Below are 25,839 nucleotides of genomic sequence, written 5' to 3'. Positions count from 1 at the left end.
ACCAATTCATATTAGAAGGAGATCTTGATGGAGTGTTCATTACTTTCAAAGTATCTTCCGGCCATTGAAAAGCTGCCAAAAGGCGAGCCGCTGACAAAGGATCAATTAATGACTGAAGAGTTCTTAATAAGTCAGGGTGGGGATTTGGACATATATTATGCTCCGCACAACGAATATATCAATAAAGACGCAAAAATTGTGATCGTCGGGATTACTCCTGGATGGAGCCAAATGAGGATTGCCTTTGAATCATTCATGAAAGGACTGGCTGCTGAAAAAGAGCTTAATGCAATCCTGAAGGAGACCAAAAAGGCAGCCAGCTTTTCAGGAGGGATGAGGAGAAATTTAATAAGCATGCTAGATCAATGCGGTTTATATGAAGCACTGCACATTGTGGGTCTGATACACTTTTCGAGCGAAATAGACCGCTCCTTCACACCACATCTGTTCTAAAATATCCGGTTTTCTTCCGTGGCAATAATTATACCGGACACCAGCCTGATCTTTTAAAAACAGCGATGCTTGCCGAGTACGCAACAGAAGTATTCCCAGAAGAGCTGGCTCAAATCAATAGCCATGCACTCATTATCCCGCTGGGAATAACCGCCGAAAGGATCATCCGTCATCTATACACAGCCAAACAACTTACAGGACATATCATAGTATCAGGCTTTCCGCATCCTTCTGGCGCAAATGGGCACCGGGCTAAGCAGTTCGAACAGAACAAATATGCTATGACAGATTTAATTAGAAGATGGGGAGAACAGCTATAATCAAAGGTATAATTCCTCCTTTAAAACATAAAAAAAACTGCTTTAACCTATATTAGAGGTTAAGCAGTCCCTTCCTTAAGGCTGTTTCTCAAGTGCCAATTTAATGCCAAAGCCCATTAAAACCACACCAGAAACGCCTTGGATGGCATTATTAACAGAAGGTTTTTTCAGCCAGGCCCTGAAGAAGTCAATCAAATATACGTAGAAAAAGAACCAGATAATTGTGATAAGACTATATATTAAGCCCATCGCAAGAAACTGCGCAAAGTGATTCCCTTCCGTACTTAAAAATTGAGGAAAAAATGTTAAAAAGAATACAGCTACTTTTGGGTTGGACACACAAGTGAAAAATCCTTGAAGAAAATGGGACTTGTTCTTCTTATGCTTTCTCACCATGTCCGCTGATTCTTGTTTATTTGATAGAGACTTTAACGAAACGATGCCCAAATAAATAAGATATATCGCACCAGCATACTTAATAAAAGAAAAAATGTAAGCAGACTTTACAATTAATGCCGATAAGCCAAATACAACGGCCATTGTATGGACCATCAGCCCGGCGACAGATCCGAACATCGTTTTAATGCCGCTTTTTTTCCCGCTCGAAATCGTGTTTTGAATTAGGATGCCAGTATCAGGTCCCGGCAAAATGACAAGCAGAAACGACATAAACAGAAATAACAGTAAATTCTCCATATCCCACCCACCTAAAAATTTTAAGAATATTATATCAGTTTTCATGAAATTTCCAATAAAAAAAGAGCAGATTCCATAAAGGAAAATCTGCTCCAAACATTTATGCTCTTACTTCTTCTAATCTTTCTTCCACTTCTGACTCGGAAAGGCCGTGTTCAGCAACATAACGGTTCCGAGGATGCGTGCGGCATTCATCAGAACAGCTGCGCATATATTTATGCTCATTTTCTTCAGAGCATAGGATTTTTTTATTGCATGCAGGATTTGCACAGTTGACATAGCGTTCACATGGCTCGCCTGTGAAGTAGTCCTTGCCTACGATTACATGCTCCTTTTGGTTAACCGGAATGCCAATGCGATCGTCGAATACATATAGCTGGCCGTCCCAAAGCTCTCCCTGTACTTCAGGATCTTTTCCATAAGTGACAATTCCTCCGTGAAGCTGGGCTACATCTTCAAATCCTTCTTTTACAAGCCATCCGGAGAACTTTTCACAGCGGATGCCGCCTGTGCAATACGTAATGATCTTTTTATCACCAAGCAATTCTTTATTTTCACGGACCCATTCCGGCAGATCGCGGAAATTTTTGATATCCGGCCTGATCGCACCTCTAAAGTGGCCAAGATCAAATTCATAATCATTTCGTGCATCTAACACAATTGTGTCTTCATCCTGAAGTCTTTCGAAGAACTCTTTTGGCTCCAGGTATTTGCCTGTAACCTCGTTCGGGTTCACATCGTCTTCAAGGCGAAGAGTTACAAGCTCGGGACGGGCACGAACCTTCATCTTAGGAAATGCATGTCCATCTGCTTCATCTATTTTGAAAACCATTTCCGCAAAGCGCGGATCCTGCTTCATTGCTTCCATATACCTGTCGGTCTGTTCCACTGGTCCGGAAACAGTCCCGTTTATGCCTTCATTCGCAACAAGAATACGCCCCTTTAGGCCCAGCTCATTGCAAAAAGCTTTATGCTCCTCTGCGAACTCCTCAGGGTCCTCAATCGGAACATACATGTAGTAAAGTAAAACTCTGTATGGTTTTTGACTCATTTGTATTTCCACCTATCACTTAATATTTGCAAGATATATCTGTTAATAGGTTAAAACAATATATACTTACCTAGATAAGTATAACAGATGCTGTCAAGTTTCAAAATTTTAGAGGTGCGAAATAGTAAGGAAGCTTAATTTAATTCCCATGTGAACCAGTGTCCATGCCCCTCGGTTTGGCCGACCAATTTCTTATATTCTTTGGAATCCAGATAATAATCCAGATGCAAATTCCGGTCCTGGATATTGTTATAAATATGAAAGATATCCCTGCTTTGTCCGCTTGCTTTTATTTTTCCAAGCAGATTCTCCTTTACATCAGCGGGCATTTGATTCGCCACATGGGTGTGGAAAACACAGATTGTGTGTTCATCAGGTATACCTTCAATCAGACTGGGCAAAAGCTCAACACCATCTCCTTCAAACAGGCTGATTGGATTTTCTTTCACACATTGGGCAGCTTTTTCGAATAAAGTTCTTCTCTCCTGGTGTTCTGGCCAGATAAGTGATTTCAGCCATAGAAAGTCTTCCCCATTATTCAGGTCATTTATATGCAGATCAACTCCAGTTCTTGAAGCTACCGGCGGCATTTCTGGCGGTAAAATCGGGACATGGCCTCCTTTAATTTCAGAGGATAATTGAACATTCGAGGCTGGATTTCCAAAAGTTTCTTCTGTACCATATGTGTAGCAGTATTTATCCCAAAGAAGCTGCAGGCCCGCGCTTGTTCCTATTTCAATCAAGGCCAGGGGCTTTTCGGTTTGCTGAAAGATCCAGGCAAACACAGGGTATAAGTAAGCACAGCGCCTAACTTCATTCGTCTGGACTAATTTTGCTTTTACTATTTCTTTAATTTCCTGTGAATTTAGCCTGCAGAAATCTTTAAAGCTTTGGAAAGATTCAAGAGGGTTTCTTGGATTCTCCACTAAGCTTGAATAATATTCCTTAAGTTCATGCTCTTTCCCGCTTAAAAGCAGATAATGAATGGCTCCAAGAAATAAATTCGGCACAGGCTGGCCTTCTCTCGCTTCAGATGCCAAAACCAGCAATTCTTCATCCTCTGCAATCTTGTAAGACAAGAACTCATAAAGCCCACTGGATCCATGACATTCATATTGTCCAAATGTTTTGAATCTGGTTGCCAGATTAGGTTTTACCATTCTACTTCCCCTCCGTTAAAAGATGTAAGTATCCGCATTCCAATGCTTTGAACCTGTTTTTCTCTTCCCGATCCACCCGGCTTCTTGAAGTTCCCTCGCAATTAAATGGTTGAAAAAACCGTGACCTACGAGAACAGCAAAGTGATGTTCTTTTGCAATAGAGGTTAATGTTGATGATGCATGCTTTGCCCGTAATTTTGCATCCCTGTATGATTCACAGCCCTGTGAATAGCCGCATAACCATAGTAGCCTTAATACCACAGCCCAGGTATTTGGCTTCAATCTCATACCCGGAAATTTATCGGCAGGTATGGGCAATTCAGTTTCCCTGAATAATGGATCTGTCTGTATCTTTGCAGAAGGATTTATGCTTTTGGCCGACTCGATTGACCTTTTTAAATCACTTGTAAGTAAAAAAGATGCTGAACTCCCTTTTTCAATTGCGTCAGAAGAACAAGTCTCACCCTCAAGAATCCCTAAGCGGTTGTATATTTCAACCCATTTTTTAAATTCACGGCTATTCATGCGGTGATTATCCATTTGCGATGACCTGCCATGTCTGATAAGTGTTATTTCCATTTAAAAACCCCAAAATTTATATATTTTTTTCCTTTATGGATAATTTAATTAACATGGAGGTGAATACCATGCAGGAACAAGATTATCCAAACGTAAAACTCGGCGGCAAAAAGGTACACGAAAAAGGAAATGGCGGAGACCAGGTCCGTGGACATGAACAGGAAAACAGAAATGGCACATTTAATACAAACTCTAAATCAGATAGATAATGGAATGACGGGACACCCTCACAGTGGATGGAGGGTGTCTTTGCAGTTACGGCTTTTTTTTGAATTTGATGCCCAATCCTTTTTTCTGATGATGTAATGGAAATATCGCTCTCCGTCGATTTCCATTTCTCCAGCATGCTGAAATCCGCACTTTTGCAGAACGCGAATGGAACTGGAATTGCTTGTTAATGCAACGGCATTCAGTTTTTCAAGAACTGTTTTTTCAAAAAGAAATCCCATTAGCCCTTTTGCAGCAAGCGTGGAATATCCTTTATTTCGGTAGTGTTTTGAGATGGCATAGCCAATTTCCCTGTTCGGCTCAGGCAATTCATCTTTTATTCCTGTATTGCAAAAGCCAATAAACTTTCCAGTTTCCTTTAGTATGATTCCCAAATTCAAATATCCTGCATCTTTCAGGGCAGGCATCGAGGACCTGAATTTTTTATTCGCAGGAATTTCATAATCCTCCATCCAGTTCATACGCTGTTCAAGCGTAGCCTGTGCACCCGGAATAAACTTATATACTTCCGGCTGTAAAGTAATTTCATAAAGCTCTGGCACATCTTCCATCCTGTATTCCCTAAGGATGACCTCACCGCAATCGATCATTATTTCTTCGTTCATTTTTTCTTCTCCATTGCGTACACATCCAGTGTGTGTTCTTCGATCAAATCTATGTTTCTTTTATGTTTAACATATTCCAAGATGTGAGCTTTCATATTAGGATACAATACTATATTGGACAGTTCAGAAAGCGGCACCCATCTAACTCCTGTCTGGTTAGGATCCGGGGCTGAAGGCATTTTAGGCAATGAGCCTTCCCTTAACTGACATTCAAACAGTAAGCCCAATGAATGTATCTGCCCATACCTGAATGCATTTAAGTTAGGGGCATATTCATAAACGAATGCCAATGGGCCGACCGTCACATCTACAGATGCCTCTTCTTTCGCTTCCCTTTTCACTGCATCAATAACAGATTCTTTGGGTTCAACCCCTCCTGCAGGCAAATTGTAATGAAGGCCTCTGTCATCCTGAAACTCAATCAGCAGAATCGAATTGTTTTCTATAATGACTGCACCTGCTCTGACTCTAATATGATAGGTCATTCGGTCTCATCCGCCTTTTCTTCTATAGCTTTCTGCATTTAATAATAAAAGCAGCGGGTATAGCTTTCGTTTTTTCATAGGAATACCACCGGTTGGAATGCCGCTGAACATCTTCTTCAGTAAGGCTGGCATCTTCAATTACCCTTTCAATCGCAAACCCGTTTTCTATTAATAAATTGATATATGTACTTAGTTTATATTGCTGCATAATGGCAGGCTGGTTCCAGGCTATATGCTGATAGGAGCCTTCCTCATGATAGGATTTATCCATAATTAATGCTCCATTTTCAGCCTTAATCCGGTTATACATCGGATGTTCCCAGCTGAATATAAACACCCCGCCTGATTTTAGGTAATGATGAATGTTTTTAAGCGTACAGTCTAAATTCGTGGTCCAGCCAATCGCATAAATGGAAAAAACGAAATCGAAGTAATCAGCAGGGATTCCCGGATTTTGTTCCATCGGGGATTCAAACAACTTTACTCGTGAAGATGAATTTACCAGAAGTTCCTTTGCGGATTCGATTTGCCTGGAAGACAGATCCAATCCCCATAATTCACCCGCTCCGCGCTGGTCCAAATATTTTAGGGAATGCCCGCTTCCGCACCCAATCTCCAGCATCTTTAAGCTGCGCACATCTCCGAACAATTGAAGATCATCTTCAGTTGGTGCCAGCGGTCCATATTCAGGCAGCGGATTGCGCCCATAAAACCTTTCAGCCGCTTCATCCCAGCTTTGCTTATTTATTTTTAGTGTTTCATTAATCATAAATATCTCCTTTTACAGAAAAATAGTAAACTTCTTCCTCTCCCCAAATCTCTCCAGTCGGGGAAAATCCGAAGTTTTTATACAGATTCCTTGCGTGATGATTATCTTTATGAACAGTCAAGCGGATTTCCTCGCATTGCGGAAATTTAGTTTTTATCCAGCCGATCATCTCGGCTAATGCTGGCCGTCCATATCCCCTGCCCTGATAATTTTTGTCAATAAAAAAACCGTTAATCCAATACATGTTAGCCGTGTCCGGTTCATAGGCATGCATGATAAAACCGACCATTTGTTCATTGTCATATATAGAAAATGGGATATACTCTATTGCATCCCCATCTGGTTTAATATATACCTTTGCAAGTGAAACAGCCGCTGAAGGAACGAAGTCACGCTGCGATTCTTTTACCTTCATCTTAATGGCTTCTTCCCAGTTGTCTCTTGTGACGGGTTTTAATCTTATGTTCATTTCTTCAGCACCTTCTTATAATTTCCTGTTTTAATCACCTGACTTAATAATGATGCTTACATAAGCGGCCTCTCCATTTTCAACGTGGTTTTTGATTTTTGACACATCGATCTCTTTCTCAATCCGGACAACCTTAGCTTCGTTTGGGAGCAATTTAACGTTACTAGGTTTACCGCTGTTCATCAGTGAAAGCATCTTTACATCCTCTTCAAATAAATATGTGTCATAAAAGCCGATAGTAAAAGACACTTCATCATTGCTGTAATTTTCAAATGGCAGCTCACAAGTTCCCTGCAAAGTATCTTCACCAATCATTACAAACTTACATTGACTTTCATCTTTTATATAGGAAACGGCATTGATGCCATTTGCCAGCGTTTTTTGACAAGCCTCTGCCAGAGAAGGAGGAAGAAGGGAAACGATGATGATAACGGCAAAAAATGATCGCAAATGATATTTTTCGAGTGAACGATGAAGCAAGACCATACCCAGCAGAAGTAAAAGGAGAATAAAAATCCCTGTATAATGAAATCCATCCGCTGAATTAATTGGAATATTTAAAATCATAACCCCTGCATTAACTAGTCGATTTTCATGTGGAAAAGGAAAGTTTAATGCCATGGAAATAACGATTAACACAATTGAAGTCAGAAAGAGCTTTTTATTTTTAATCAAGGCAGATCCTCCTTTACTTCTTTTCTGAGGATTCAAAGGATGCCCCAAAGGCGACTCCCACGGCAATACCCAATGCCCAATTTTCAAATAGCATTCCAAAAACTAGTCCCAGCGACAGACCGTATGCCATTCCGCTTGTTGAAAGGGCCCAATTTTTTTTGTTCATAACTTTTAACCGCCTTTAAATGTTTTACCTTATATACGAACAAAAGGAACTATAGTTTCATATTTTTGGAAAAACCAGACGGTCAGCTTATCACCTCTGAGTTGCCAGCTGTCTTTTTATCACCCGGATTTGTCCGCGATGGCTAATTTCATCCTCCATGACGTGATACCAGAACCAATAATTATTAAAGGCTAATCCGTTGCTCCACTTTCCTTCTTGGTATAGCCAGCTATCCTGTTTAGATGTTAAAAGTTTTAGCGTTTTCTCTCTAATTGCTGACAGTTCCTCCAAGTAAAATTCAAGAGGATGATTATTAATTTCATTCCTTGCTTTCTCACCTAATTCATAAGCGGCGGCCCATTTTGAAAGTTCTTTTTCGTTAAGATCTCTATTTTCAAAAGTAATGATTTGGTGAACATATTCAACAAAAGCAATATGCTTCAGAAGTGCTCCTATTGAATTACTGTTTTCATCGGGAAGAAAATCCAGCTCTTTCTGTGTCAACCCAGCAACATCTTTGAGAGTCACAGACCTGGCATGTTCAAGCATTGATACAAGATTTCCTATTTTTTCATCGTAGCCCTTCATATGCTTAATTCGATAATCTATCACTTTTAAATTCTCCATTCTTCTTTTTTCAGGGAAAAGACTGCCGGGAAGGCAGTCTTTTAACATTATGATATCGTGTCAAGCAGCTCTATATCTAAATCCTCCATACTCTCCCAGCTATGATGGATTTCTATGTGCCACTTATTTTTCAGCCGCTTGTATCCCTTTTCTTCAATCCAGCTGTGCAATTCCCTATAGGTATTTCCAATCTCATCATTAGGTCCTTTGTGCCGGACAGAAGCATATTTTTGCGGTGGAATTTCTAATGAGAACATACCATCAGGTACACTTATAAATTCCTTCACCTCAATGCCAATCCAATATCCGTCTTCTTCAGTAGAGTCTTCCTCCACTTTGAAGGCACCAACAAGCCGATTTGGATTTACAGCTCCCTTAATTTCTGTAAGGCGGCCCAATAATAGATTTATAGCCTGCGGAATTTCGGCTAGATACTGATCCGGCGGGCATAAGACGCGGATCCCTATAAGTTTCAATTCTCCAAGTTCTGTCTCAGCCGCTCGCAAAGTCAAATCAGACATCTTTTCCCTCCTTATCAAGCAACAGGCAATGCAAGTTCTCTAAACCTATCAACTGCTTTTTGGATATCTGCTTCAAATCCCGCTTCGTTCATTGTTTCACCGATCAGCACAATGGCTTTTTCAAGCATATCTTCAGACGTAATCCCCATATGGCCAATTCGGAACGCTTTTCCTGCCAGATGAGCCAGTGCTCCCGCAACAATCACACCTTTTTTCGCAAGAGATGCACGGAATTCAGCATCATCCATTCCTTCAGGGTAAAGGATACAGCTGAGAGTTGCTGCTGCTGCATTTTCATCGGCAATTGCCCTCATTCCATATTCAGCAAGAGCAGCCCTGACCGCTTTACCATATGCTTCATGGCGCTTGTAGCGATTGTCCATTCCTTCAGCCAAGACCAGTTTCATGCCCTCATCATAGGCATAAATCAGATTAACAGGCGGTGTAGCAAAGTATTTTTTGGGGTCATGCATAATGGGAATCCAATTATAGATATCGCAATAGTAGGCAGGAACCCGTTCCATTTGTTCCCTTGCAGCCAGTGCAGTCCCATTGAATGCCACAACAGCGAGACCTGGCGGGACACCAATCGCCTTCTGTGAACCTGTCAAAACGACATCAATTTTCCCTTCGCCATACGATTTGCTCATATCCTCCTCCATTGCCGCTGTCGCACAGACCCCATCCAAAATAACAAGAGCCCCGTGCTTTTTAATGATAGGCACTAATGTATCCAAATCTGCCGCAACACCAGTTGAAGTATCAGCATGGGTAATCGTCACAGCTTTATAGGAATGGGACGCAAGTTTTTCCTCAACAGCTGCGGGATCCACCTGCTTTCCCCATTCGGACTGAATGATTTCTGCCTGGATTCCGAACGCCTTGGCTAACTGCTGAAAACGATCACCAAAGAAGCCCTGACTTATAATCAAAAGCCTTTCTCCAGCTGCAACCGTGTTGACCAGAGCCATTTCCATTGCTATCGTTCCTGAGCCAGAGATTACAAACACTTCCCCATCCGTCTTCAGCATCTCCCTGGTCTTCTCAATCGCACTTTTATAAATTGCTGCAAACCTGGGATCCGTATGCCCCCGTGTCTCTTGTGCCATTGCCTCATAAATCGAATCCGCAACAGGTGTCGGCCCTGGAATCAAAAGCATTTCCTCGTTTGGCATGAATATTCCTCCTTGATAGGTTTATAGATATCTAAATGTTTCGACATTTACTATCAAATACCTCTTTTAATTACCTTTTGATTGGTGTTTCCTTCGGAGAAAATCAGTGTATATCTTCTATTTTTATGAGCGCCGGTTTGCGGGAGGTTGAGGGATTGGAGGAGTCGGGTTGCGGTATAGGAAGAAGGAATATGCAGAAAGTTTCTGAGCTCCTTGTTCGTGATGGTATCCCCCAGCAGAAGGCTATAGTCATGCAATGCTTTGATATGCGCTTCTTTGCTGGTTATCTTGCATTTAGGACATCTCCAGGTGCGAATCACTCTTTCAAGAGGCAGATAGGTGCAAGAAGGGCAGAATACGCCCGTAAGAATTTCAGATTGATTAATCTGGAATCTTGATAGTATTGAACTTTCCTGTTCTGTATTTTGCTTTTTAAATAAACGAATGACCTTTTTAAGGAGTTTATCACTGATTTCTCTATTAATGGATTTTTCTATTTGCTCAATTTTTATAGGAAGAGTATTTCGGTGTATAACTTTATGGCTGAGGTCAATATGAGGAGGAATGACTTTAATTCCTGTATGCGGATTACTTATGACTACAAATGAATAGACCGGTAAATTTTCAATACTGACATTGGCATTAATCCAACTTCTAAGCTGCGATGCCTGTCTATTCACCTGAATTAAAGGGCAGGGAAAAACTTGCTCTTTTCCATTCTTTATACGAATCAATTGATTATATACCGTATCAAAATGCAGGATACCTGTTATATTTTTCACTTCAATTACTAGAGCAAACTTTTTTGTAAGTATAAGAGTATCGATTTGGAAAAATCGATCATTATCTGGCAGGCGGAGATCATGAAGGATAAAATATACCTTATTATCTAGAAAATCAAGAGGAAAATCCAATGAAACTTCTCCTTTATAGCCTGCAAGTCTTTTATTCAGTTCTTCGTTAATGATAGGAATTTTTGGGTGATGAGCTGGAAGCCTGCGGAGGAGAGCTTCTGTTTTACGGATTAAAAGAGGAACTTTTCGTTCTTTGAGGATCATTTTTTCACTCCATTCTTGTTTTATACTAAAAAATTCTGCAATACTCCTTCAAATCCTCTAAGAAAAAATCCGAAGGGAATGTTTATGTGCGGATAGCCAAAATTTATGTGCGGATAGACAATTTTGTGTGCTTATAGACAGAAAATATGTGCGGATAGAAATATTTACGTGCATTCGGCCCCGCACACAAACAAAAAAAGACAGGGCCCCCGCCCCATCTTTCTTCAGCTCAATCATGAAAATTAGTCCCGTCCGTTGTCGCTTCAATAATCCCTGCCCGGACCACGAAATCGCCAAAATGCTCGCCGTCCTGACGTTCACGGGCGTAGCGCGGCAGAATGGCACGCAGCTCGTTCAGGATTTCTTCTTCGCCAATGTTTTCGCGGTACATTTTGCTGAGGCGGCTTCCGTCAAATGCTGCCCCGAGATACATATTGTACTTGCCGACCGCCTTGCCGATAAATCCGATTTCGCCGAGTGCGTGACGGGCGCAGCCGTTCGGGCAGCCCGTCATGCGGATAGTGATTTCTTCGTTCCGCAAGCCTGCTTCGTCAACAATCTCATCAATTTTATCGACCAATACAGGAAGATAGCGTTCTGCCTCGGCCATCGCCAGACCGCATGTCGGAAGGGCCACGCAGGCCATGGATCCGCGGCGCAATGCACTATAGCGGCTTCCGTCTGTTAAGCCATACTCCTTAATCAGCGCCTCGATCTTTGCCTTATCTTTAGTTGATACACTTCCGATAATGAGGTTCTGATTGGCGGTCAGCCTGAAATCGCCTTTATGAACTTTGGCAATCTCACGCAATGCTGTCTTCAATTTATATCCGTCGAAGTCTGCCACACGGCCGCCTTCTATGAACATCGTAAAATGCCATTTTCCGCGGACACCCTTTACCCATCCGTAGCGGTCTCCGTTGGAATCAAACTTGAATCCCCGAGCTTCATCCAGCTTCCAGCCCAGACGGTTCTCCAGCTCTACAATAACTGTTTCCAGACCAAGGCGGTCTACCGTATATTTAAAACGGGCATTTTTCCGGACTGAGCGGTTGCCGTAATCACGCTGAATCGTTATGACCTTCTCAGCCACTTCGTAAATCTTATCAGGTGTCACAAAGCCGATCACTTTCGAAAGCTGCGGATAGGTCGCCTTATCTCCATGGGAGAAGCCCATTCCGCCGCCGATTGCCACGTTAAAGCCTGACAGCTTGCCGTTTTCCACAATGGCAATGAAGCCGAGATCCTGGGAAAAGACATCTATGTCATTGGAAGGCGGTACAGCAATCCCGATTTTAAATTTACGGGGCAAATAAAGCGGGCCATACATCGGCTCAACCTCTTCATCCACTTCAGGAGAGCCCGCTACTTTTTCTTCATCCAGCCAAATTTCATGATAGGCACGTGTGCGGGGCAGGAGGTCGTCACTTAGCATCTTTGCCAGCTCATACACTTCTGAATGAATTTCCGATTGATCGGGATTTGAGATACACATTACATTACGGTTCACATCGCCGCATGCCGCTATCGTATCAAGCATCGTCGAATGGATTGCCTGAATTGTCTTTTTCATATTCCATTTTAAGATTCCATGCATCTGGAAGGTCTGGCGTGTTGTCAGTTTTAATGTGCCGTTCCCATATTTCTCAGCTAAATCATCCACCACAAGCCATTGTTCAGGTGTTGCGACCCCTCCAGGAAGGCGCAGCCGGAGCATAAACTGGTAGGCAGGCTCAAGCTTTTGTTTCTGGCGTTCATTCCGCAGATCCCGGTCATCCTGCAGATAGCTCCCGTGGTGCTTCATTAATCTATTATCATCATCGGGAATTCCGGCGCTGATCCTGTCCTGCATAACTTCCGCCAGCGTTCCGCGCAAATAGTTGCTTCGATCCTTAATTCCCTCAACATCACTCGGAGGGCCATCCGGTGCTTTTAAGTTTGGGTTTACCATGCTGTAAAACTCCTTTCCTTCCAAATCAATATACGTCGCGCTGGTAGCGTTTATTTTTCTGCATATCGGCAAGATATTCAGAAGCCTGGTCGCGGCTTATACCGCCTTCTTTTTCAATAATATCTATAAGTGCATTATGGACATCATGCGCCATGTTTTTCTCATCGCCGCAGATATAGATGGCTGCTCCTTCCTGAAGCCACTGGAATAATTCCTTGCTATTTTCCTGCATTCTATGCTGAACATAAACCTTCTCATCACCATCACGGGAAAAAGCGACATCCAGCTTCGTCAAGACTCCATCCTTGAGCCACTTTTGCCATTCAGTCTGATAAAGAAAATCAGTCACAAAATGCTGGTCGCCAAAGAATAGCCATGATTTCCCATCAGCGCCGCTTTCTTCACGCTCCTGCATAAATGATCGGAACGGTGCAATTCCGGTTCCAGGACCAACCATAATGATTGGTGTGTCCGGATTCTCAGGCAGTTTAAAGTTTTCGTTGTGCTGAATAAATACTGGCAGTGTATCGCCAGGCTGGAGACGCTCTGCACATAATATGGAGCAGACACCTTTGCGTTCACGGCCATGGGCATCATAGCGGACAGCACCGATTGTTAAATGGACTTCATCGGGATTCGCCTTGAAGCTGCTGGAAATGGAATAAAGACGCGCAGGCATCTTACGCAGTATAGAAACAAACTCCTGTGCCGAACCGTTCCATGGTTTAAAGTCACGGACTAAATCAATTAAGTCCCGCCCAACCATATAAGATTTCAGTTGATTGCTGTCTGACACTAGCTGTTGCAGTTCTTCATTTCCAGAAAACTTTGCAGCCTTTTCAACAAGCGGTTTAGTCAGGACAGTAATCTCAAAGTGAGCCGTAAGCGCTTCTTTTAACGTTACTGTTTCCTCCTTCACTCTGACTGTTTCCTCTGGATCCCAGCTCATCTCAGCTAAAAGCAGGTCAACCAATTCAGGATCGTTTTCAGGGTATACCCCAAGGCTGTCACCAGGCTGATAAGTCAGACCGGAACCTTCTAAAGAAATCTCGAGATGGCGGGTTTCTTTATTGGAGCCGCGTCCATTAAGATTCAGATTTTCCAGAACTTCTGCCCGGAAAGGATTGGACCGGGAATAGACTGACTCAGCAGGTGCTGAGGCTGAAACTGAAGCTGCTGCTGCAGGAGAAGGATTGCTGCTTTCCCCTTCGCTCAATCCGGCTAAAACTGCTTCCGTCCACTCTGCTGCAGGCTCCTCGAAATCAAGATCACAGTCCACTCTTGGCGTTATTCTTGTTCCGCCAAGTTCCTCCAGACGTTTATCAAAATCTTTTCCCGTTTGGCAGAAGAATTCATATGAGCTGTCGCCAAGTGCCAAAACTGAGTATCGGAAGTCTTCCAGTTTGGGCGCCCTTTTTCCGTGAACAAATTCATGGAATGTCAAAGCGTTGTCAGGCGGATCTCCCTCACCATGGGTACTTACGACAATTAACAGGTTTTTGACCTTTTTAAGATTATTGGGCTTAAAGTCACTCATTGCTGAAACCGTTACTTGAAAACCTCTCTCCTCAAGCGTTTTTCCAGCTTTCTTTGCCAGATTCTGCGCATTCCCGGTTTGTGATCCAAATAAGATGGTCACTTCTTTTGGAATGGCCCTTACCGCTGCAGGTGCGGGACGTTCTTCCACTGCTGGGGCAGCCTGTAATGATGAAGACTGTATTGCGGCAAGATACCCGCTCAGCCAGAGAGATTGTGTCTCTGTCAGAGTCGGAAGAAGACGATTAAGGAGCTCTGTCTGCTCCTGATTAAACGGACTGTTCATTACCTGAAGTTGCAACATGATCCACCTCGCAAACCAGCGCAAAAGGCTGGTTTTATAGTATTTCTTTAAATTTCCTCTTTTCCTATAAAAAAAGTCGGTTTTATACACAAAAAATATATATCTATTACTTTACCGAATGATATTCCATTAGTAAAATAAATATTAATTATCGCAGCTATTAATATTATTAATTATAGAAAGGGTGATATTTTGTACTATGATGCGTTAAAAACATTCGTCACATTGGCTGAAGTTAAAAATTTTACGAAGACGGCCGAGCTCCTTCTAATGTCACAGCCCAGTGTCAGCCTGCATATTAAAAATCTGGAAAAGGAATTTCAGACCAAACTATTTCAACGCTCTCCAAAATACTTGAAAATTACGCCCAGCGGTGAAATATTATATGACCGGGCCAAGCAGATGATTACCATTTACGAGCAAACCAGGCAGGAAATTTTAGAGCAGCAAAACACCATTAAAGGAGACTTGAAAATTGCGGCCAGTTTCACTATAGGGGAGTACATCCTGCCTCCCCTCCTGCTTGATTTGCAGAATCAGTATCCTGAGCTTAATCTCCAGGTGACGATTGCCAACACAGAGGAAGTTGTTCAGTCAACACGGTCCCATCATGTGGATATAGGGTTAATAGAAGGCCAGACAAATGAAAGAGAGCTTATCGTGACTCCCTTTTTAGAGGATGAATTATTTATTGTGACTTCCAACCAGCATCCATTGGTACAAAAAGAGGAAACAACCATTGCTGACCTTCAAAATCAGCAATGGATCATGAGGGAAAACGGGTCAGGGACACGTGAGTATTTTAACCATGTAGTCAGATCAAATGGCCTTAAGGTGAAATCACTTTTAACGATCAGCAGCAACCAGGGGATAAAAGAAACACTCATCAACGGGCTGGGAATAAGCATTCTTTCCGGAAGCGTCGTCGAAAGGGACGTTAAACAAAATAACCTGTCTATAATCAAAGTGAAAAATCAGGAATTCAAACGCACTCTTTCCTATGTTCTATCCCCCATCATGCAGGAAAAAAAGAATGTCAGCATTTTTATCGAAGCACTCGGCGAAAAATGGAAGCACCCTAAGGGAAAATAGTCATTTTTAGAACAAGCTTTTTTTCACACTAGTCCCACTTTATTCATATACTATAGTACCGAAGTGTATAAAATCTGCCCATTTTATTCAAAATAAGGAAAAAATGGCTGAGGTGAAAAAGATGGGATTATTGAATGCCTTTAATGAATGGCGCGAAAGCAGATATCAAAATCATGTCAATCGCATGAAGGAAGAAAACAAGTGTCCTGACTGTTACGGCAGGGGTTTTTCACTCTATCCGGGGAATGAATTCGCTTATCATGCCAACCAATTTGACTGCCAGGGCTGCAATGGAACCGGACTGTATTCAGAATGGGATAGTTTATCATAATATAATGGCCATGATCCGTATGTTTCTTATGGATCATGGCCTTATTTTGGATTTTAAGCTAATGCCTTGTTTGACTTGAATTCTTCTTTAATCTGTTTTAAAAGCTCCTGATTGGTTAACACTTCATACCCCGTAAGTGCCATTGCCTTGGCCCCGAGGATCATGGCTTCTTTAGCCTGCTCACTCATAGCAGCTTCCCGGAATTCATGGGTGTGGCAAGCATATGCCTCATTGCATATTTTAATATAAGGATGGATGGAAGGGGCTGCCTGGCTGACATTCCCCATGTCAAGAGAACCTGACCCATTCTTCTGTTCCAGAATTTCCTCCTCATTCACACCAAGAGAAAGCAGTTCTTTATTGAATGCTTCTGATAAAGGGCTGTTCGTAACCATATCATCATAAGAAAACTCATAAAATGACCACTTCATTTCGGCACCAGTCTGCAAAGCTGCCCCTTCTGCACATTTCTTGACCTTTTCTACAAGTTCATTCACATACTCACGTTTGGATGCACGAACATAAAATTGGGCAACCGCATAGTCCGGAACCACGTTTGCGGCTTTGCCACCTTCCGTAATAATGCCATGGATTCTGGCATCAGGTTTGATATGCTGACGCAGAGCGTTTATGCTGTTGAACGTTTGCAGGACAGCGTCCAACGCATTAATTCCTAAATGAGGGCTGGCAGCTGCATGTGCTGATTTGCCAAAAAACTCAAACTGTATAGCATCCATTGCCAGTGATGTCCCGCTTTTCACAAAATTGTCAAGGGGATGAACCATGATCGCTGCATCCAAAACATCAAAAATACCAGCTTCAGCCATGGTCACCTTACCGCCCTTCGTCTCCTCTGCAGGCGTGCCAAAGACAATAACCTTTCCTCCAGTTTCACGAATCACTTTACTTAGTCCTATTCCTGCAGCAATCCCCATTGTCCCGATTAGATTATGACCGCATGCATGCCCCACTTCAGGCAATGCGTCGTATTCAGACATGTATCCAATCACAGGACCTTCTTTTCCGCTGTCATAAGTTCCGGTAAAAGCAGTCGGTAAACCGCATATGCCGATTTCTACAGAAAAGCCATGCTTTTCAAGCTCCTCTGTCAATACTTTGCATGCCTTGTACTCTTCATGGCCCAATTCGGGATTCTCGCCGATATAAGTGCTTATTCTATTAAAGTCATCCTGAAGTTCATCAATATGTTTAATAATCAGATTCTTTCCCATGAATTATCTGCTCTCCTAATCCGCAAATCTATATATTTATTCATTAATAATTATAATCATACAACACATTTTTGATTTCGGCACGTAAATATCACTTCTATTTCGTTATTTTTTCCAGTGGCCGTTCAATGATCAGCGCCTCTTCCCAGTCCTTGCACACATCCACCCAGGCTTTTGCATCTGAATATGTATTAATTTCAGCAGGTGTCAGTTCAATGGCGGAATTGCTGCTTCCGCATGCAGGGAAAAGGGTCTCGAATCTTTTCATAGATTCATCCAGATATACATCCAGATTATTTTTCAGTCCAAATGGACACACTCCGCCTACGGCATGGCCCGTCTGTTCGAGGACTTCCTCAGCTGAAAGCATCCGGGCTTTGAGACCGAACGTTTTCCGGAACTTCTTGTTATCCACTTTGGCGTCGCCTGCTGCCACCACAAGAATTGCTTCATCCCCATCACCCCTGAAGGAAAGAGTCTTGGCAATTTGTGCAGGGCTGACACCGATTGTTTCAGCAGCCTGTTCCACTGTTGCGCTTAAAGAATCAAACTCCATTACATCCTGTTCCCGATCCCATTTTTTGAAATGGGCTTTCACACTTTTAATTGACATTCAAACTCACCCTTCCTCTAAGTCCGTAAAATCTTATATATATTCAGTATTTATACTTTATAGTTGTCTATTTTAACATACTATCAGATGATGTCACCGGGATAATTTCTTTTTGTCAGAAGATTCGCATTTGCTCTTATTGGTTTCTTGCACTAATATAAATTTAATATTGAAACCACGATTTAAAGAAGGATTATGTATGAAACAGACTATTCCATATAATTTTATTGGAGGAAGAATCGCCAAAACCGGACTGGCTGTTTTTATAACAGCTTTTATTTGCCATATGCTGGATTGGCCAGCCATGTTTGCTGTGATTACGGCCATCGTAACGATTGAACCTACTGTTGCGGACTCCATTCGGAAAGCATATGTCAGATTTCCTGCGGCAGCCATTGGTGCGGGCTTTGCTGTATTATTTACGTTCATTTTCGGGGACAGCCCATACAGTTATGCTGCCGTTTCGCTTACGACAATCATAGTCTGCCATAAGCTGAAGCTTCATGATGGGATGCTGGTGGCTACATTAACAGGTGTCGCTATGATTTCAACGGTACAGGACCATTATCTGTCCTCTTTTTTCATTCGATTGGGGACTACCACTACCGGAATTGTCGTTTCCACAGCAGTTAACTTTTTTGTCATGCCGCCCAATTACTCAACATCCATCATAAAAAACATACATGCCCTTTACAGACGATCCGGTGACATTTTACATAAAAGAGGACTTGAAATTTTCAATTCACAGGGATCTGATGGCACTGTCCGTTCTGATTTTCAAAGACTTATTAAAGATATCGATAAAACGGAAACTTTATGCCATTATCAAAAAGCTGAATATAGGTATCACCGATTTAGCCGTGAAGACATGCGCGACTTTCATTATGAATATAAAAAATTGACTATTTTAAGGCAGATTACCTATCACGTGGGGAACTTGATCTTTCTGCCAACTGGCCTTCCGGAGCTGGAGGAAGACAGGAAAAAGGCTGCCGCTGCTGTTCTTGAGGATATAAAAAACAGCCTATATGACCCGGTCTTTCTTATTACAGAAAGCCATCATAAAAAAATCAGCGAGGTAACACAGTGGTTTATTGACCAAAAACAGCTGAACCCTGCGGGGGGCTTAAAACCGCGCACACACCACCATGTCCAGCCCGAAACTGCCATTCTATATGAGGTTCTCTCCATCCATGACTTAATTGAGGAATTGAATCAAATTCAGACTATGGAAATTAAGCACAGGAAGCTTTTAAAAGCCCCCCTTGAAGCAGGTGCCCAAAAAGACGGGGAACAGACATGAATGATAAAGGAAGACCGGGAATTCAATCCCCGGTCTTTCTTTCGTCAGGAAGGTATACCCGCTTCATCGAGTAAATATCCTGCTATTATTCTTGTTAATACATCACGGTCCATTTGCAGCATGTGAACTCCTGCATCTGCAAGCATCCTTTCCGTATTGTCTGATGGAAAATCAATGGTCCGCTGGAAATAACTGTGGAAAATGCTCATTGAATTATGAAAAGCCTTTTCCTCACTAGTCATTTCTGCAGATGATCCTGGGATACACATCTCCAATTGCGGAAAATTCAGTACCTCTCTTACTATTTCATATACATCTGATTGCAGAGGCGGATTAGGATTTGTAATGTTGAAGATCCCGCCATTTTCTGCATGAATCAGGGCGGCATCCAGTGTATCTATAACATAATTCACCGGCACAAAATTCTGGGCAACTTCAGGATCCAAATAGATTCTGCACGTTTGGCCGTCTTGTCTTCGCATGGCCCGTTTTTTCAAGATCTTGATGCCTTTTAGAAATCCATATAAGCCGAAGTTTGTATCAGCTTCACCTGTTCTGGAATCACCGATGATAATACCGGGACGGAGAATAACAATATCCAGTTTATCCCGGAATGTATATACGAGGTGTTCTGCCTCGCACTTGGAAGCTTCATAGGGATTTACAAAACGCCTGTCCACAGAGTAAAGAGCCTCCGCCCCCTGAGTATCTGTCCCAACCGTATAGGCGGTACTGATATATAAAACTTTTGGACAATTTATTTCCAAAGCAAGATTCAGAACATTTTCTGTTCCTCCCACATTCACTTTATAAGTCTTATCCCGATCCTTTTCATCAAATGATAGAAGTGCTGCACTATGGTATAAGGCATCCAACTTTCCTTTTAATGAATTCATAAGTTCTCTATTTAATCCAAGATGTTCTTCGGTAACATCGCCTTCCAATATATGAATCTGTCTGGAAAAATCGCTTCCTTCGCCTTGCATGAAGGCATCCAGCCGCTTTCTGCTCCTGACTAATAAATAAAGTTCATGCCCCTGTTCCAAAAGCTTTAATGAAAGCTTTTTCCCTAAAAAACCGTTTGCACCTGTAATTAGTATATTCAAAGAAGAATCTCAACCTTTCTATCTAACATCCCTGTAAAAACTTTAGCGGGAAATTCAATTAAAAGCAATGGAAATACATTCACCCTAAATCGGTTGTGCATATTCATAAACAACAGAAGCGCCTGGTTTTCCCCAGGCGCCTTTTTTAAGATAAGTATTTTGGTTTTCTCTCGTTCTTTTCATCCCTGTCACAGACTCCCTGAAAAGGACAGGCTGGACACTCATTCATATTGTATAAATCCGAAAACTGCTTTGTGTCTTCAAGAAGCGTCTTCATCATCTGCAGATAGTTTAATCCCGCTTCAAGGCTATCTTTATTTGGATTGAATACATGCCTCTCACCATCCATTAATGTCACGACCTCAATTCTGGCCGGACTTATTCCAAATACCTTTTCTGAAAAAACCACTGTTAAGTGACAATAAAGCTCAAGCATTTGCTCATCAGCATCTACCAGGAATTTCTTCACTATAAAAGAATCCTGCTGCCATTCCGCGACATCAAAAGTTAAAGAAAGATCTGCATTCAGTTCTTTAAGATTCATTCTGAACTTTTCATACAAAAACAGCGGCTGTGCTATTTCAGATTCACTGCTTAAGTTTCTCATTAAACCATCAGTTATAGCTGCTGCAGCCATATAATATTGGAGCTGGGAATCAAACATACGCAGCTCCAGCCTTCCCCAATATTGATCGATCAGCATCAAAACGTTTGCAGGGGTCCGATGGCTTTGCGGCAGCTGAAAATAGGATGAAACAACTTTATTGATAATATGCTGAATGGCCTGACGCCAGCCAAGAGGATGTTTTTTCTTTTCAATATGTGCGTAATAAAATTTATAAGGACACCGGATAAAATCCGTTAAATTCTGGTCAGTCATTGTGCGGACGGATACTTGAGGGTTTTTGATCAACTCCTCGCCTCCTTAAAATCAAAACTATGTATGATTGAAAACGATTATCACCTATCTTCATTTTAATTGATAATGATTATCAAAATCAACAAGTTTTTTAAATTAAAAAAAAACACCTCCAGCTTGAAGGCGTCTCCTTATGTGTACGACTCATCCTGCTTTTCATAGGGAGAGATCATCTCTTTATCCAGGCACCCTCGTGCATAATTCTCATCATCATAAAAAAATAAACTAATGACTGTATTCATTCAGCTTATCCACTGCTTAGATGCCATTCATAATAGGCATATCGAATATTCATAATCATAACGTCAGGCCTATAATTCTTATCAATTATGAGAGCATCACGGCCATCTTCCCCTTCAGCAGCTGCTTCAAGGTCCTCTTCCATTTCCAGTATCCGTTTGACCCCTTCTCTGAAGAGCTTATGATCATCTGCAATCGCAATTTTTATCGCCATTTCTCTGTTCACCTGCCCGGATGTATTCTGAATCTACCAACCTATTTTATAAAATTTTTTACAAAGAATAATTTCAAATATGAGGCTTGGTGTTTCACTATAAAAATTTGATGGATGCCCCCAGACACCCATCAAATAATCTGAATTTTATGTTATGATCGAAATACTATGATGAAGGAGTATGTGGACATGAACTCTTACAGCAAAATATTAAATGGTGTTTTCCCATCCGTTTGCTCCCTGGATTGCCCCGATCAATGCGGCCTTCTCATTCATAAAAAAGAAGGAAGAATCGTAAAAGTTGAAGGAGATCCCAATCACCCCGTAACACAGGGGAATATATGCAATAAGGTCCGCAGCATGCCTTCAAGGATCTATGATAAGGATCGCCTAAAATATCCAATGAAGCGTACTGGCACCAAAGGTGATGGTCATTTTGAACGGATTGGGTGGAAAGAGGCGATAGACACAATTACCTCCAGATGGAAGGAGCTAATTGTCAATAATGGCCCTGAAAGCATCCTGCCATATAGTTTCTACGGAAATATGGGCAGATTAAACGCAGAAGGAATGGACCGCCGTTTCTTCCATAAAGTCGGAGCATCACGCCTTGAGAGGACGATTTGCCAATCTGCCGGTACAGCTGGATATACGTACACAATGGGCGGTAGCTTTGGAATAGATCCAGAAGATACCATCCATTCAAAGCTCATTATTCTATGGGGCATTAATGCAGTCAGCACGAACATGCATCAAATGATTCTCGCACAAAAAGCAAGAAAGAGCGGTGCGAAAATCGTTGTGATTGATGTCCATAAAAACCAGACTGGAAAAATGGCCGACTGGTTTATACCGATTACTCCCGGCACTGATGCTGCTCTGGCCCTTGGCATGATGCATGTCTTGTTTGCCGAAAATCTGGCCGACGAGAACTTTCTGAAAAAGTATACGGTTGGCCACCAGGAACTTCGTGAACATGTGAAGGAGTATGATCCTGAAACAGTAGCCGGCATAACAGGTGTGCCCAAAGATGATATTTTGAAATTAGCCCGTATGTATGGAAAGACTTCCCCTGCTTTTATCCGAATCGGCAACGGGCCACAGCATCACGACAATGGCGGAATGTGCATCCGCACCATTTCATGTCTTCCTGCAATTACAGGACACTGGCTCTTAAAGGGCGGCGGTGCCATCAAGGGAAACTCCGGCTATCTTGCTTTTAATACTGGAGCCCTTCAAAGGCCTGACCTCCTGCACAAAAAGGATACACGCATCATTAATATGAATCAGATCGGTTCGGCACTCCTTGAACTGGAAAAACCGATTAAATCTATGTATGTCTATGGAACCAACCCTGCTGTTGTTGCACCAGAGGGGAATAAAGTCCGTCAAGGGCTGCAGAGGGAGGATTTGTTCCTTGTTGTCCATGATCTGTTCTTAACCGAAACGGCCAAGTATGCCGATATTGTTCTGCCGGCAGCTTCTTCTTTTGAGAATACGGACATCTATTCATCCTATTGGCACCACTACATGCAAATTCAGGAGCCAGTCATAGAACCATACGGCGAGTCAAAATCCAATGTCGAAGTGTTTCGGCTTCTTGCAGAAGGAATGGGCTTTCATGATGCCGTATTTAAAGAAACAGAAGAAGAAATGATTGATGCCGCACTAGATTTTCCAGCTAACCCCCTAATCAAAGAAATCAATGCTGAATCTCTGAAGAAAAACAAGTTTATCAAAGCGAGGGTAAAACCGCTTTTTCCTGGCAGGCTGCCTACGCCTAGCGGAAAAATAGAATTATACTCGCAGAGAATGAAAGATGATGGGTATCCTCCTCTGCCGGCATACATACCGCTGAAGGAAGAAAATAAATTCCCTTTTCTGTTTGTGCCTGCACCGAACCATAACTTTTTGAATTCAACTTTTTCAAATAATACAAAACATGCAGCGATGGAGAAGGAACCGCGTCTTCACATAAATACAAGGGATGCTGCAAATGCTGAAATTAAAGATGGTGACTTGGTTCGTATTTGGAATGAACGAGGAGAATGCGAACTCAAAGCGGCTGTCGGAGAACTTGTCCTTCCTGGTACAGTTGTTTCACAGGGGTTATGGGCTGACGCCCCAGGAACAAAACATCTGGTCAATTCGCTGACTCCGGACCGGCTTTCCGATATGGGCGGCGGTGCCGTGTTCTTTTCAGGCCGGGTAAATGTTTCGAAATTCAGGAAAGAATAACCCCTGCAAAAAATGCAGGGGTTTTTGTTTCTATGAAGCATTGTTAGTCTTAACATCAAAATCTTCTATGAATGAATCAATATCCGGTTTATTTTTCAGTACAATGACTTTTTTACCTTCTGCTGCAAATCTGTCAAGCCGTTCAGCCATTTTCTTTTTGCGGGTTCTGTATGTTGTCAGTATGAATTTAATAAATTTCCAGTCCATTTTCTCCTTGCACCCGGCTGCCATATCCGGACGTGTTTTACCAAGATTGGTCAGCCACCTCTTTAATACCCTGTATAGGCAGAGATACAGGGGAAGTTCCAGATATATGACTGTATCACAAGCAGCTGCCCTGTTTTCAAAAGTATTGCTGTAATTGCCTTCAATAATCCACTGCTGTTTTTTCACAAGTTCACGCTGGGCATCCGAAAATTCCGAAAGTCTGCTTTCCACCCAGCCGGGCTTCCAGAACACAGCATCCAGATGATGTACCTCAATGCCTGTTTTTTCTCCCAACTTTCTGGCAAAGGTTGATTTTCCTGCGCCCGCTGAAATCCCAATCACCATAATTCTTCTCAAATAATCAGGCCCCTTTCAAAATGCTGATTGATGACTTAATACGGAAAAAGAATAAGAACCACTTTAAAGGAAAAAATATCAACCATAGTCAATAATCGTATAATGGAGGCAATCCAATGCAAAAGAATAAGACACGTCTCACAGCCGCTGAAATTGCATCTTTGTGGACTTCCTATATGAATGACAGCATGGCTAAGTGCATTTTAGGGTTTATGCTTAAAGATCTCGATGACAAAGAAATTAAGGGAGTGGTCCAATACGCATATAATTTGACCACCACCCATTTAAAAAAACTTGTCAAGTTTTTTCAGCAGAATGAGATGCCGGTGCCTAATGGTTTTTCTGATAACGACGTCATTATGTCTGCCCCATGGCTCTTTTCCGATATGTTCTGTTTAACGTATATTAACCATATGGCTCGGACAGGTCTTATTTCTTATGGCGGCTTTCTTTCCATGAGTTCAAGGGAAGACATGTGTGAATACTTTACAAATGGGCTTCATGAAACTTCCGTTTTATATAATAAATCAACCCGGATTGCCCTCAGCAAAGGCCTGCTTGCAAGGCACCCTTATATTGAAACTCCGGATGTGACTGAATATATAGATAGCAAAAATTATTTAAGCGGGCTGAATCCTTTGGCGAATAAAAGGCCGTTAAATGCAATAGAAATATCTCATTTGTATATGAATGTCATGACCAATGCCATGGGGGTAAACTTAAGCCTCAGTTTTGCTCAGACCTCATCGACAAAAGAGGTCTCAGATTTTATGCTTAGAGGTGCAGAAATAGCCAACAAACATATTAAAATCTTCTCAGATATTCTGCTGCAAAATGATATTCCAACACCCCGTCTGCCTGATGTCAGTGTCAGCAATTCGGTTACACAGACTTTTTCAGATAAGCTGATCATGTTCCATATGAGTTTAATAAGTGCAGCAGGAACCGGAAATTATGCTACGGCAGCAGCTGCCAGCCAGCGCAGCGACCTGGCCATGAATTATGAACGCTTGTCCATTGAGATTGCCAAATATGCCAAAACGGGAGCAGACATTATGATTAAACATCATTGGATGGAAAAGCCGCCCGGCACAAAAGACCGAAAAAAATTGGCCCAGAATAAAAACGGATCATAATGGAAAAAGGAGCAGTCATGCTC

30 protein-coding genes are annotated in these 25,839 nt (G+C 42.1%); 8 read left to right on the top strand and 22 right to left on the bottom strand.

The window, feature by feature from the left end; translation table 11 throughout:
• The first annotated feature begins 27 nt into the window (after positions 1–27).
• A complete protein-coding gene (locus tag MKY20_RS13450; RefSeq protein WP_341001466.1) occupies positions 28–453 on the top strand; it encodes a hypothetical protein in 426 nt (141 codons plus the stop codon).
• Between the two features lie 65 nt (positions 454–518).
• Positions 519–773 carry a hypothetical protein gene (locus MKY20_RS13445; RefSeq protein WP_341001464.1) on the top strand — a complete coding sequence of 85 codons (255 nt, stop codon included), beginning with the start codon at positions 519–521 and terminating at the stop codon, positions 771–773.
• A 75-nt stretch (positions 774–848) separates the two neighbouring features.
• Here the strand turns inward: MKY20_RS13445 and MKY20_RS13440 are convergent, their stop codons facing one another.
• From MKY20_RS13440 to MKY20_RS13425, 4 genes are all read right to left on the bottom strand, one after another.
• Complete coding sequence (locus MKY20_RS13440; protein ID WP_009333625.1) at positions 849–1,469, bottom strand: LysE family translocator; 621 nt, start codon at positions 1,467–1,469, stop codon at positions 849–851.
• A 100-nt stretch (positions 1,470–1,569) separates the two neighbouring features.
• Positions 1,570–2,520, bottom strand: a complete 951-nt coding sequence (gene trhO / locus MKY20_RS13435; RefSeq protein ID WP_251174958.1) for an oxygen-dependent tRNA uridine(34) hydroxylase TrhO — start codon at positions 2,518–2,520, stop codon at positions 1,570–1,572.
• Between the two features lie 134 nt (positions 2,521–2,654).
• Positions 2,655–3,680: a DUF2332 domain-containing protein gene (locus MKY20_RS13430; RefSeq protein ID WP_009333623.1), complete on the bottom strand. Its 1,026-nt coding sequence runs from the start codon at positions 3,678–3,680 to the stop codon at positions 2,655–2,657.
• A 15-nt stretch (positions 3,681–3,695) separates the two neighbouring features.
• The gene (locus MKY20_RS13425) at positions 3,696–4,259 is read right to left on the bottom strand and encodes a histidine phosphatase family protein (protein ID WP_019382547.1); all 564 of its coding nucleotides are present in this window, start codon (positions 4,257–4,259) and stop codon (positions 3,696–3,698) included.
• Between the two features lie 68 nt (positions 4,260–4,327).
• Between MKY20_RS13425 and MKY20_RS13420 the strand changes: the two genes are divergently transcribed.
• Positions 4,328–4,468 carry a hypothetical protein gene (locus tag MKY20_RS13420; protein ID WP_251174959.1) on the top strand — a complete coding sequence of 47 codons (141 nt, stop codon included), beginning with the start codon at positions 4,328–4,330 and terminating at the stop codon, positions 4,466–4,468.
• Positions 4,469–4,486: 18 nt separating this feature from the next.
• Here MKY20_RS13420 and MKY20_RS13415 read toward each other — a convergent pair whose 3' ends face one another.
• The 12 genes from MKY20_RS13415 to MKY20_RS13360 all read right to left on the bottom strand — a co-directional run bounded on the left by MKY20_RS13415 (position 4,487) and on the right by MKY20_RS13360 (position 14,825).
• Complete coding sequence (locus tag MKY20_RS13415) at positions 4,487–5,092, bottom strand: GNAT family N-acetyltransferase (protein ID WP_251174960.1); 606 nt, start codon at positions 5,090–5,092, stop codon at positions 4,487–4,489.
• Positions 5,089–5,577 carry an NUDIX domain-containing protein gene (locus tag MKY20_RS13410; RefSeq protein WP_251174961.1) on the bottom strand — a complete coding sequence of 163 codons (489 nt, stop codon included), beginning with the start codon at positions 5,575–5,577 and terminating at the stop codon, positions 5,089–5,091. The genes MKY20_RS13415 and MKY20_RS13410 overlap by 4 nt, the downstream gene beginning before the upstream one ends.
• A gap of 22 nt (positions 5,578–5,599) precedes the next feature.
• Complete coding sequence (locus MKY20_RS13405; RefSeq protein WP_019382543.1) at positions 5,600–6,346, bottom strand: class I SAM-dependent methyltransferase; 747 nt, start codon at positions 6,344–6,346, stop codon at positions 5,600–5,602.
• Positions 6,339–6,815 (bottom strand): GNAT family N-acetyltransferase, encoded by a 477-nt coding sequence (locus MKY20_RS13400; RefSeq protein WP_019382542.1) that lies wholly within the window; start codon positions 6,813–6,815, stop codon positions 6,339–6,341. Before MKY20_RS13400 ends, MKY20_RS13405 begins: the two co-directional genes overlap by 8 nt.
• A 30-nt stretch (positions 6,816–6,845) precedes the next feature.
• Positions 6,846–7,490, bottom strand: coding sequence for a hypothetical protein (locus MKY20_RS13395; RefSeq protein ID WP_251174963.1), 645 nt, complete (start codon positions 7,488–7,490; stop codon positions 6,846–6,848).
• A gap of 13 nt (positions 7,491–7,503) precedes the next feature.
• On the bottom strand, positions 7,504–7,656 hold the full coding sequence (locus tag MKY20_RS13390) for a hypothetical protein (RefSeq protein ID WP_251174964.1): 153 nt from the start codon (positions 7,654–7,656) through the stop codon (positions 7,504–7,506).
• A gap of 90 nt (positions 7,657–7,746) precedes the next feature.
• On the bottom strand, positions 7,747–8,268 hold the full coding sequence (locus tag MKY20_RS13385) for a DinB family protein (RefSeq protein WP_009333614.1): 522 nt from the start codon (positions 8,266–8,268) through the stop codon (positions 7,747–7,749).
• A gap of 62 nt (positions 8,269–8,330) precedes the next feature.
• Positions 8,331–8,804 (bottom strand): GyrI-like domain-containing protein, encoded by a 474-nt coding sequence (locus MKY20_RS13380; protein WP_251174965.1) that lies wholly within the window; start codon positions 8,802–8,804, stop codon positions 8,331–8,333.
• Between the two features lie 14 nt (positions 8,805–8,818).
• Positions 8,819–9,979: a pyridoxal-phosphate-dependent aminotransferase family protein gene (locus MKY20_RS13375; RefSeq protein WP_251174966.1), complete on the bottom strand. Its 1,161-nt coding sequence runs from the start codon at positions 9,977–9,979 to the stop codon at positions 8,819–8,821.
• Between the two features lie 53 nt (positions 9,980–10,032).
• Positions 10,033–11,037, bottom strand: coding sequence for a nuclease-related domain-containing protein (locus MKY20_RS13370; protein ID WP_009333611.1), 1,005 nt, complete (start codon positions 11,035–11,037; stop codon positions 10,033–10,035).
• Between the two features lie 229 nt (positions 11,038–11,266).
• The gene (gene cysI / locus MKY20_RS13365; protein WP_217025517.1) at positions 11,267–12,988 is read right to left on the bottom strand and encodes an assimilatory sulfite reductase (NADPH) hemoprotein subunit; all 1,722 of its coding nucleotides are present in this window, start codon (positions 12,986–12,988) and stop codon (positions 11,267–11,269) included.
• Between the two features lie 25 nt (positions 12,989–13,013).
• Positions 13,014–14,825 carry an assimilatory sulfite reductase (NADPH) flavoprotein subunit gene (locus MKY20_RS13360; protein ID WP_251175014.1) on the bottom strand — a complete coding sequence of 604 codons (1,812 nt, stop codon included), beginning with the start codon at positions 14,823–14,825 and terminating at the stop codon, positions 13,014–13,016.
• Between the two features lie 195 nt (positions 14,826–15,020).
• Between MKY20_RS13360 and MKY20_RS13355 the strand changes: the two genes are divergently transcribed.
• Both MKY20_RS13355 and MKY20_RS13350 read left to right on the top strand, forming a co-directional pair.
• A complete protein-coding gene (locus MKY20_RS13355; RefSeq protein WP_019382535.1) occupies positions 15,021–15,920 on the top strand; it encodes a LysR family transcriptional regulator in 900 nt (299 codons plus the stop codon).
• Positions 15,921–16,041: 121 nt separating this feature from the next.
• Positions 16,042–16,251: a hypothetical protein gene (locus MKY20_RS13350; RefSeq protein ID WP_009333607.1), complete on the top strand. Its 210-nt coding sequence runs from the start codon at positions 16,042–16,044 to the stop codon at positions 16,249–16,251.
• Between the two features lie 53 nt (positions 16,252–16,304).
• Here the strand turns inward: MKY20_RS13350 and MKY20_RS13345 are convergent, their stop codons facing one another.
• Positions 16,305–17,483 (bottom strand): M20 family metallopeptidase, encoded by a 1,179-nt coding sequence (locus MKY20_RS13345; RefSeq protein ID WP_251174967.1) that lies wholly within the window; start codon positions 17,481–17,483, stop codon positions 16,305–16,307.
• A gap of 97 nt (positions 17,484–17,580) precedes the next feature.
• Positions 17,581–18,096 carry a YbaK/EbsC family protein gene (locus MKY20_RS13340; RefSeq protein WP_251174968.1) on the bottom strand — a complete coding sequence of 172 codons (516 nt, stop codon included), beginning with the start codon at positions 18,094–18,096 and terminating at the stop codon, positions 17,581–17,583.
• A 199-nt stretch (positions 18,097–18,295) separates the two neighbouring features.
• Between MKY20_RS13340 and MKY20_RS13335 the strand changes: the two genes are divergently transcribed.
• Positions 18,296–19,399, top strand: a complete 1,104-nt coding sequence (locus tag MKY20_RS13335; protein ID WP_251174969.1) for an aromatic acid exporter family protein — start codon at positions 18,296–18,298, stop codon at positions 19,397–19,399.
• Positions 19,400–19,443: 44 nt separating this feature from the next.
• Here MKY20_RS13335 and MKY20_RS13330 read toward each other — a convergent pair whose 3' ends face one another.
• The 3 genes from MKY20_RS13330 to MKY20_RS13320 all read right to left on the bottom strand — a co-directional run bounded on the left by MKY20_RS13330 (position 19,444) and on the right by MKY20_RS13320 (position 21,878).
• On the bottom strand, positions 19,444–20,505 hold the full coding sequence (locus MKY20_RS13330; protein WP_009333603.1) for an SDR family NAD(P)-dependent oxidoreductase: 1,062 nt from the start codon (positions 20,503–20,505) through the stop codon (positions 19,444–19,446).
• A 145-nt stretch (positions 20,506–20,650) separates the two neighbouring features.
• Positions 20,651–21,418: a hypothetical protein gene (locus tag MKY20_RS13325; protein ID WP_009333602.1), complete on the bottom strand. Its 768-nt coding sequence runs from the start codon at positions 21,416–21,418 to the stop codon at positions 20,651–20,653.
• Positions 21,419–21,671: 253 nt separating this feature from the next.
• Complete coding sequence (locus tag MKY20_RS13320; protein ID WP_251174970.1) at positions 21,672–21,878, bottom strand: response regulator; 207 nt, start codon at positions 21,876–21,878, stop codon at positions 21,672–21,674.
• A gap of 189 nt (positions 21,879–22,067) precedes the next feature.
• Between MKY20_RS13320 and MKY20_RS13315 the strand changes: the two genes are divergently transcribed.
• Positions 22,068–24,116: a molybdopterin-containing oxidoreductase family protein gene (locus MKY20_RS13315; RefSeq protein WP_251267118.1), complete on the top strand. Its 2,049-nt coding sequence runs from the start codon at positions 22,068–22,070 to the stop codon at positions 24,114–24,116.
• A gap of 30 nt (positions 24,117–24,146) precedes the next feature.
• Here the strand turns inward: MKY20_RS13315 and MKY20_RS13310 are convergent, their stop codons facing one another.
• A complete protein-coding gene (locus MKY20_RS13310) occupies positions 24,147–24,680 on the bottom strand; it encodes a topology modulation protein (protein ID WP_341001437.1) in 534 nt (177 codons plus the stop codon).
• Between the two features lie 116 nt (positions 24,681–24,796).
• Between MKY20_RS13310 and MKY20_RS13305 the strand changes: the two genes are divergently transcribed.
• A complete protein-coding gene (locus MKY20_RS13305; RefSeq protein WP_009333597.1) occupies positions 24,797–25,816 on the top strand; it encodes a DUF3231 family protein in 1,020 nt (339 codons plus the stop codon).
• Positions 25,817–25,839 lie beyond the last annotated feature (23 nt).

Source organism: Cytobacillus sp. FSL W8-0315, assembly GCF_038002905.1.
Lineage (GTDB): Bacteria > Bacillota > Bacilli > Bacillales > Cytobacillaceae > Cytobacillus > Cytobacillus pseudoceanisediminis.
The sequence above is the reverse complement of the archived record's forward strand: the minus strand, read 5'-3'. Positions and strand labels throughout refer to the sequence as shown.

Excerpts from the sequence above, each read along its gene's own strand:
- MKY20_RS13390 (WP_251174964.1), bottom strand. The coding sequence starts at position 7,656 with ATGAACAAAAAAAATTGGGCCCTTTCAACAAGCGGAATGGCATACGGT.
- MKY20_RS13450 (WP_341001466.1), top strand. The coding sequence starts at position 28 with ATGGAGTGTTCATTACTTTCAAAGTATCTTCCGGCCATTGAAAAGCTG.
- cysI (WP_217025517.1), bottom strand. The coding sequence starts at position 12,988 with ATGGTAAACCCAAACTTAAAAGCACCGGATGGCCCTCCGAGTGATGTT.
- MKY20_RS13315 (WP_251267118.1), top strand. The coding sequence starts at position 22,068 with ATGAACTCTTACAGCAAAATATTAAATGGTGTTTTCCCATCCGTTTGC.
- trhO (WP_251174958.1), bottom strand. The coding sequence starts at position 2,520 with ATGAGTCAAAAACCATACAGAGTTTTACTTTACTACATGTATGTTCCG.
- MKY20_RS13345 (WP_251174967.1), bottom strand. The coding sequence starts at position 17,483 with ATGGGAAAGAATCTGATTATTAAACATATTGATGAACTTCAGGATGAC.
- MKY20_RS13410 (WP_251174961.1), bottom strand. The coding sequence starts at position 5,577 with ATGACCTATCATATTAGAGTCAGAGCAGGTGCAGTCATTATAGAAAAC.
- MKY20_RS13380 (WP_251174965.1), bottom strand. The coding sequence starts at position 8,804 with ATGTCTGATTTGACTTTGCGAGCGGCTGAGACAGAACTTGGAGAATTG.
- MKY20_RS13305 (WP_009333597.1), top strand. The coding sequence starts at position 24,797 with ATGCAAAAGAATAAGACACGTCTCACAGCCGCTGAAATTGCATCTTTG.
- MKY20_RS13320 (WP_251174970.1), bottom strand. The coding sequence starts at position 21,878 with ATGGCGATAAAAATTGCGATTGCAGATGATCATAAGCTCTTCAGAGAA.
- MKY20_RS13350 (WP_009333607.1), top strand. The coding sequence starts at position 16,042 with ATGGGATTATTGAATGCCTTTAATGAATGGCGCGAAAGCAGATATCAA.
- MKY20_RS13370 (WP_009333611.1), bottom strand. The coding sequence starts at position 11,037 with ATGATCCTCAAAGAACGAAAAGTTCCTCTTTTAATCCGTAAAACAGAA.
- MKY20_RS13400 (WP_019382542.1), bottom strand. The coding sequence starts at position 6,815 with ATGAACATAAGATTAAAACCCGTCACAAGAGACAACTGGGAAGAAGCC.
- MKY20_RS13420 (WP_251174959.1), top strand. The coding sequence starts at position 4,328 with ATGCAGGAACAAGATTATCCAAACGTAAAACTCGGCGGCAAAAAGGTA.
- MKY20_RS13335 (WP_251174969.1), top strand. The coding sequence starts at position 18,296 with ATGAAACAGACTATTCCATATAATTTTATTGGAGGAAGAATCGCCAAA.
- MKY20_RS13445 (WP_341001464.1), top strand. The coding sequence starts at position 519 with ATGCTTGCCGAGTACGCAACAGAAGTATTCCCAGAAGAGCTGGCTCAA.
- MKY20_RS13440 (WP_009333625.1), bottom strand. The coding sequence starts at position 1,469 with ATGGAGAATTTACTGTTATTTCTGTTTATGTCGTTTCTGCTTGTCATT.
- MKY20_RS13340 (WP_251174968.1), bottom strand. The coding sequence starts at position 18,096 with ATGTCAATTAAAAGTGTGAAAGCCCATTTCAAAAAATGGGATCGGGAA.
- MKY20_RS13375 (WP_251174966.1), bottom strand. The coding sequence starts at position 9,979 with ATGCCAAACGAGGAAATGCTTTTGATTCCAGGGCCGACACCTGTTGCG.
- MKY20_RS13415 (WP_251174960.1), bottom strand. The coding sequence starts at position 5,092 with ATGAACGAAGAAATAATGATCGATTGCGGTGAGGTCATCCTTAGGGAA.
- MKY20_RS13430 (WP_009333623.1), bottom strand. The coding sequence starts at position 3,680 with ATGGTAAAACCTAATCTGGCAACCAGATTCAAAACATTTGGACAATAT.
- MKY20_RS13425 (WP_019382547.1), bottom strand. The coding sequence starts at position 4,259 with ATGGAAATAACACTTATCAGACATGGCAGGTCATCGCAAATGGATAAT.
- MKY20_RS13405 (WP_019382543.1), bottom strand. The coding sequence starts at position 6,346 with ATGATTAATGAAACACTAAAAATAAATAAGCAAAGCTGGGATGAAGCG.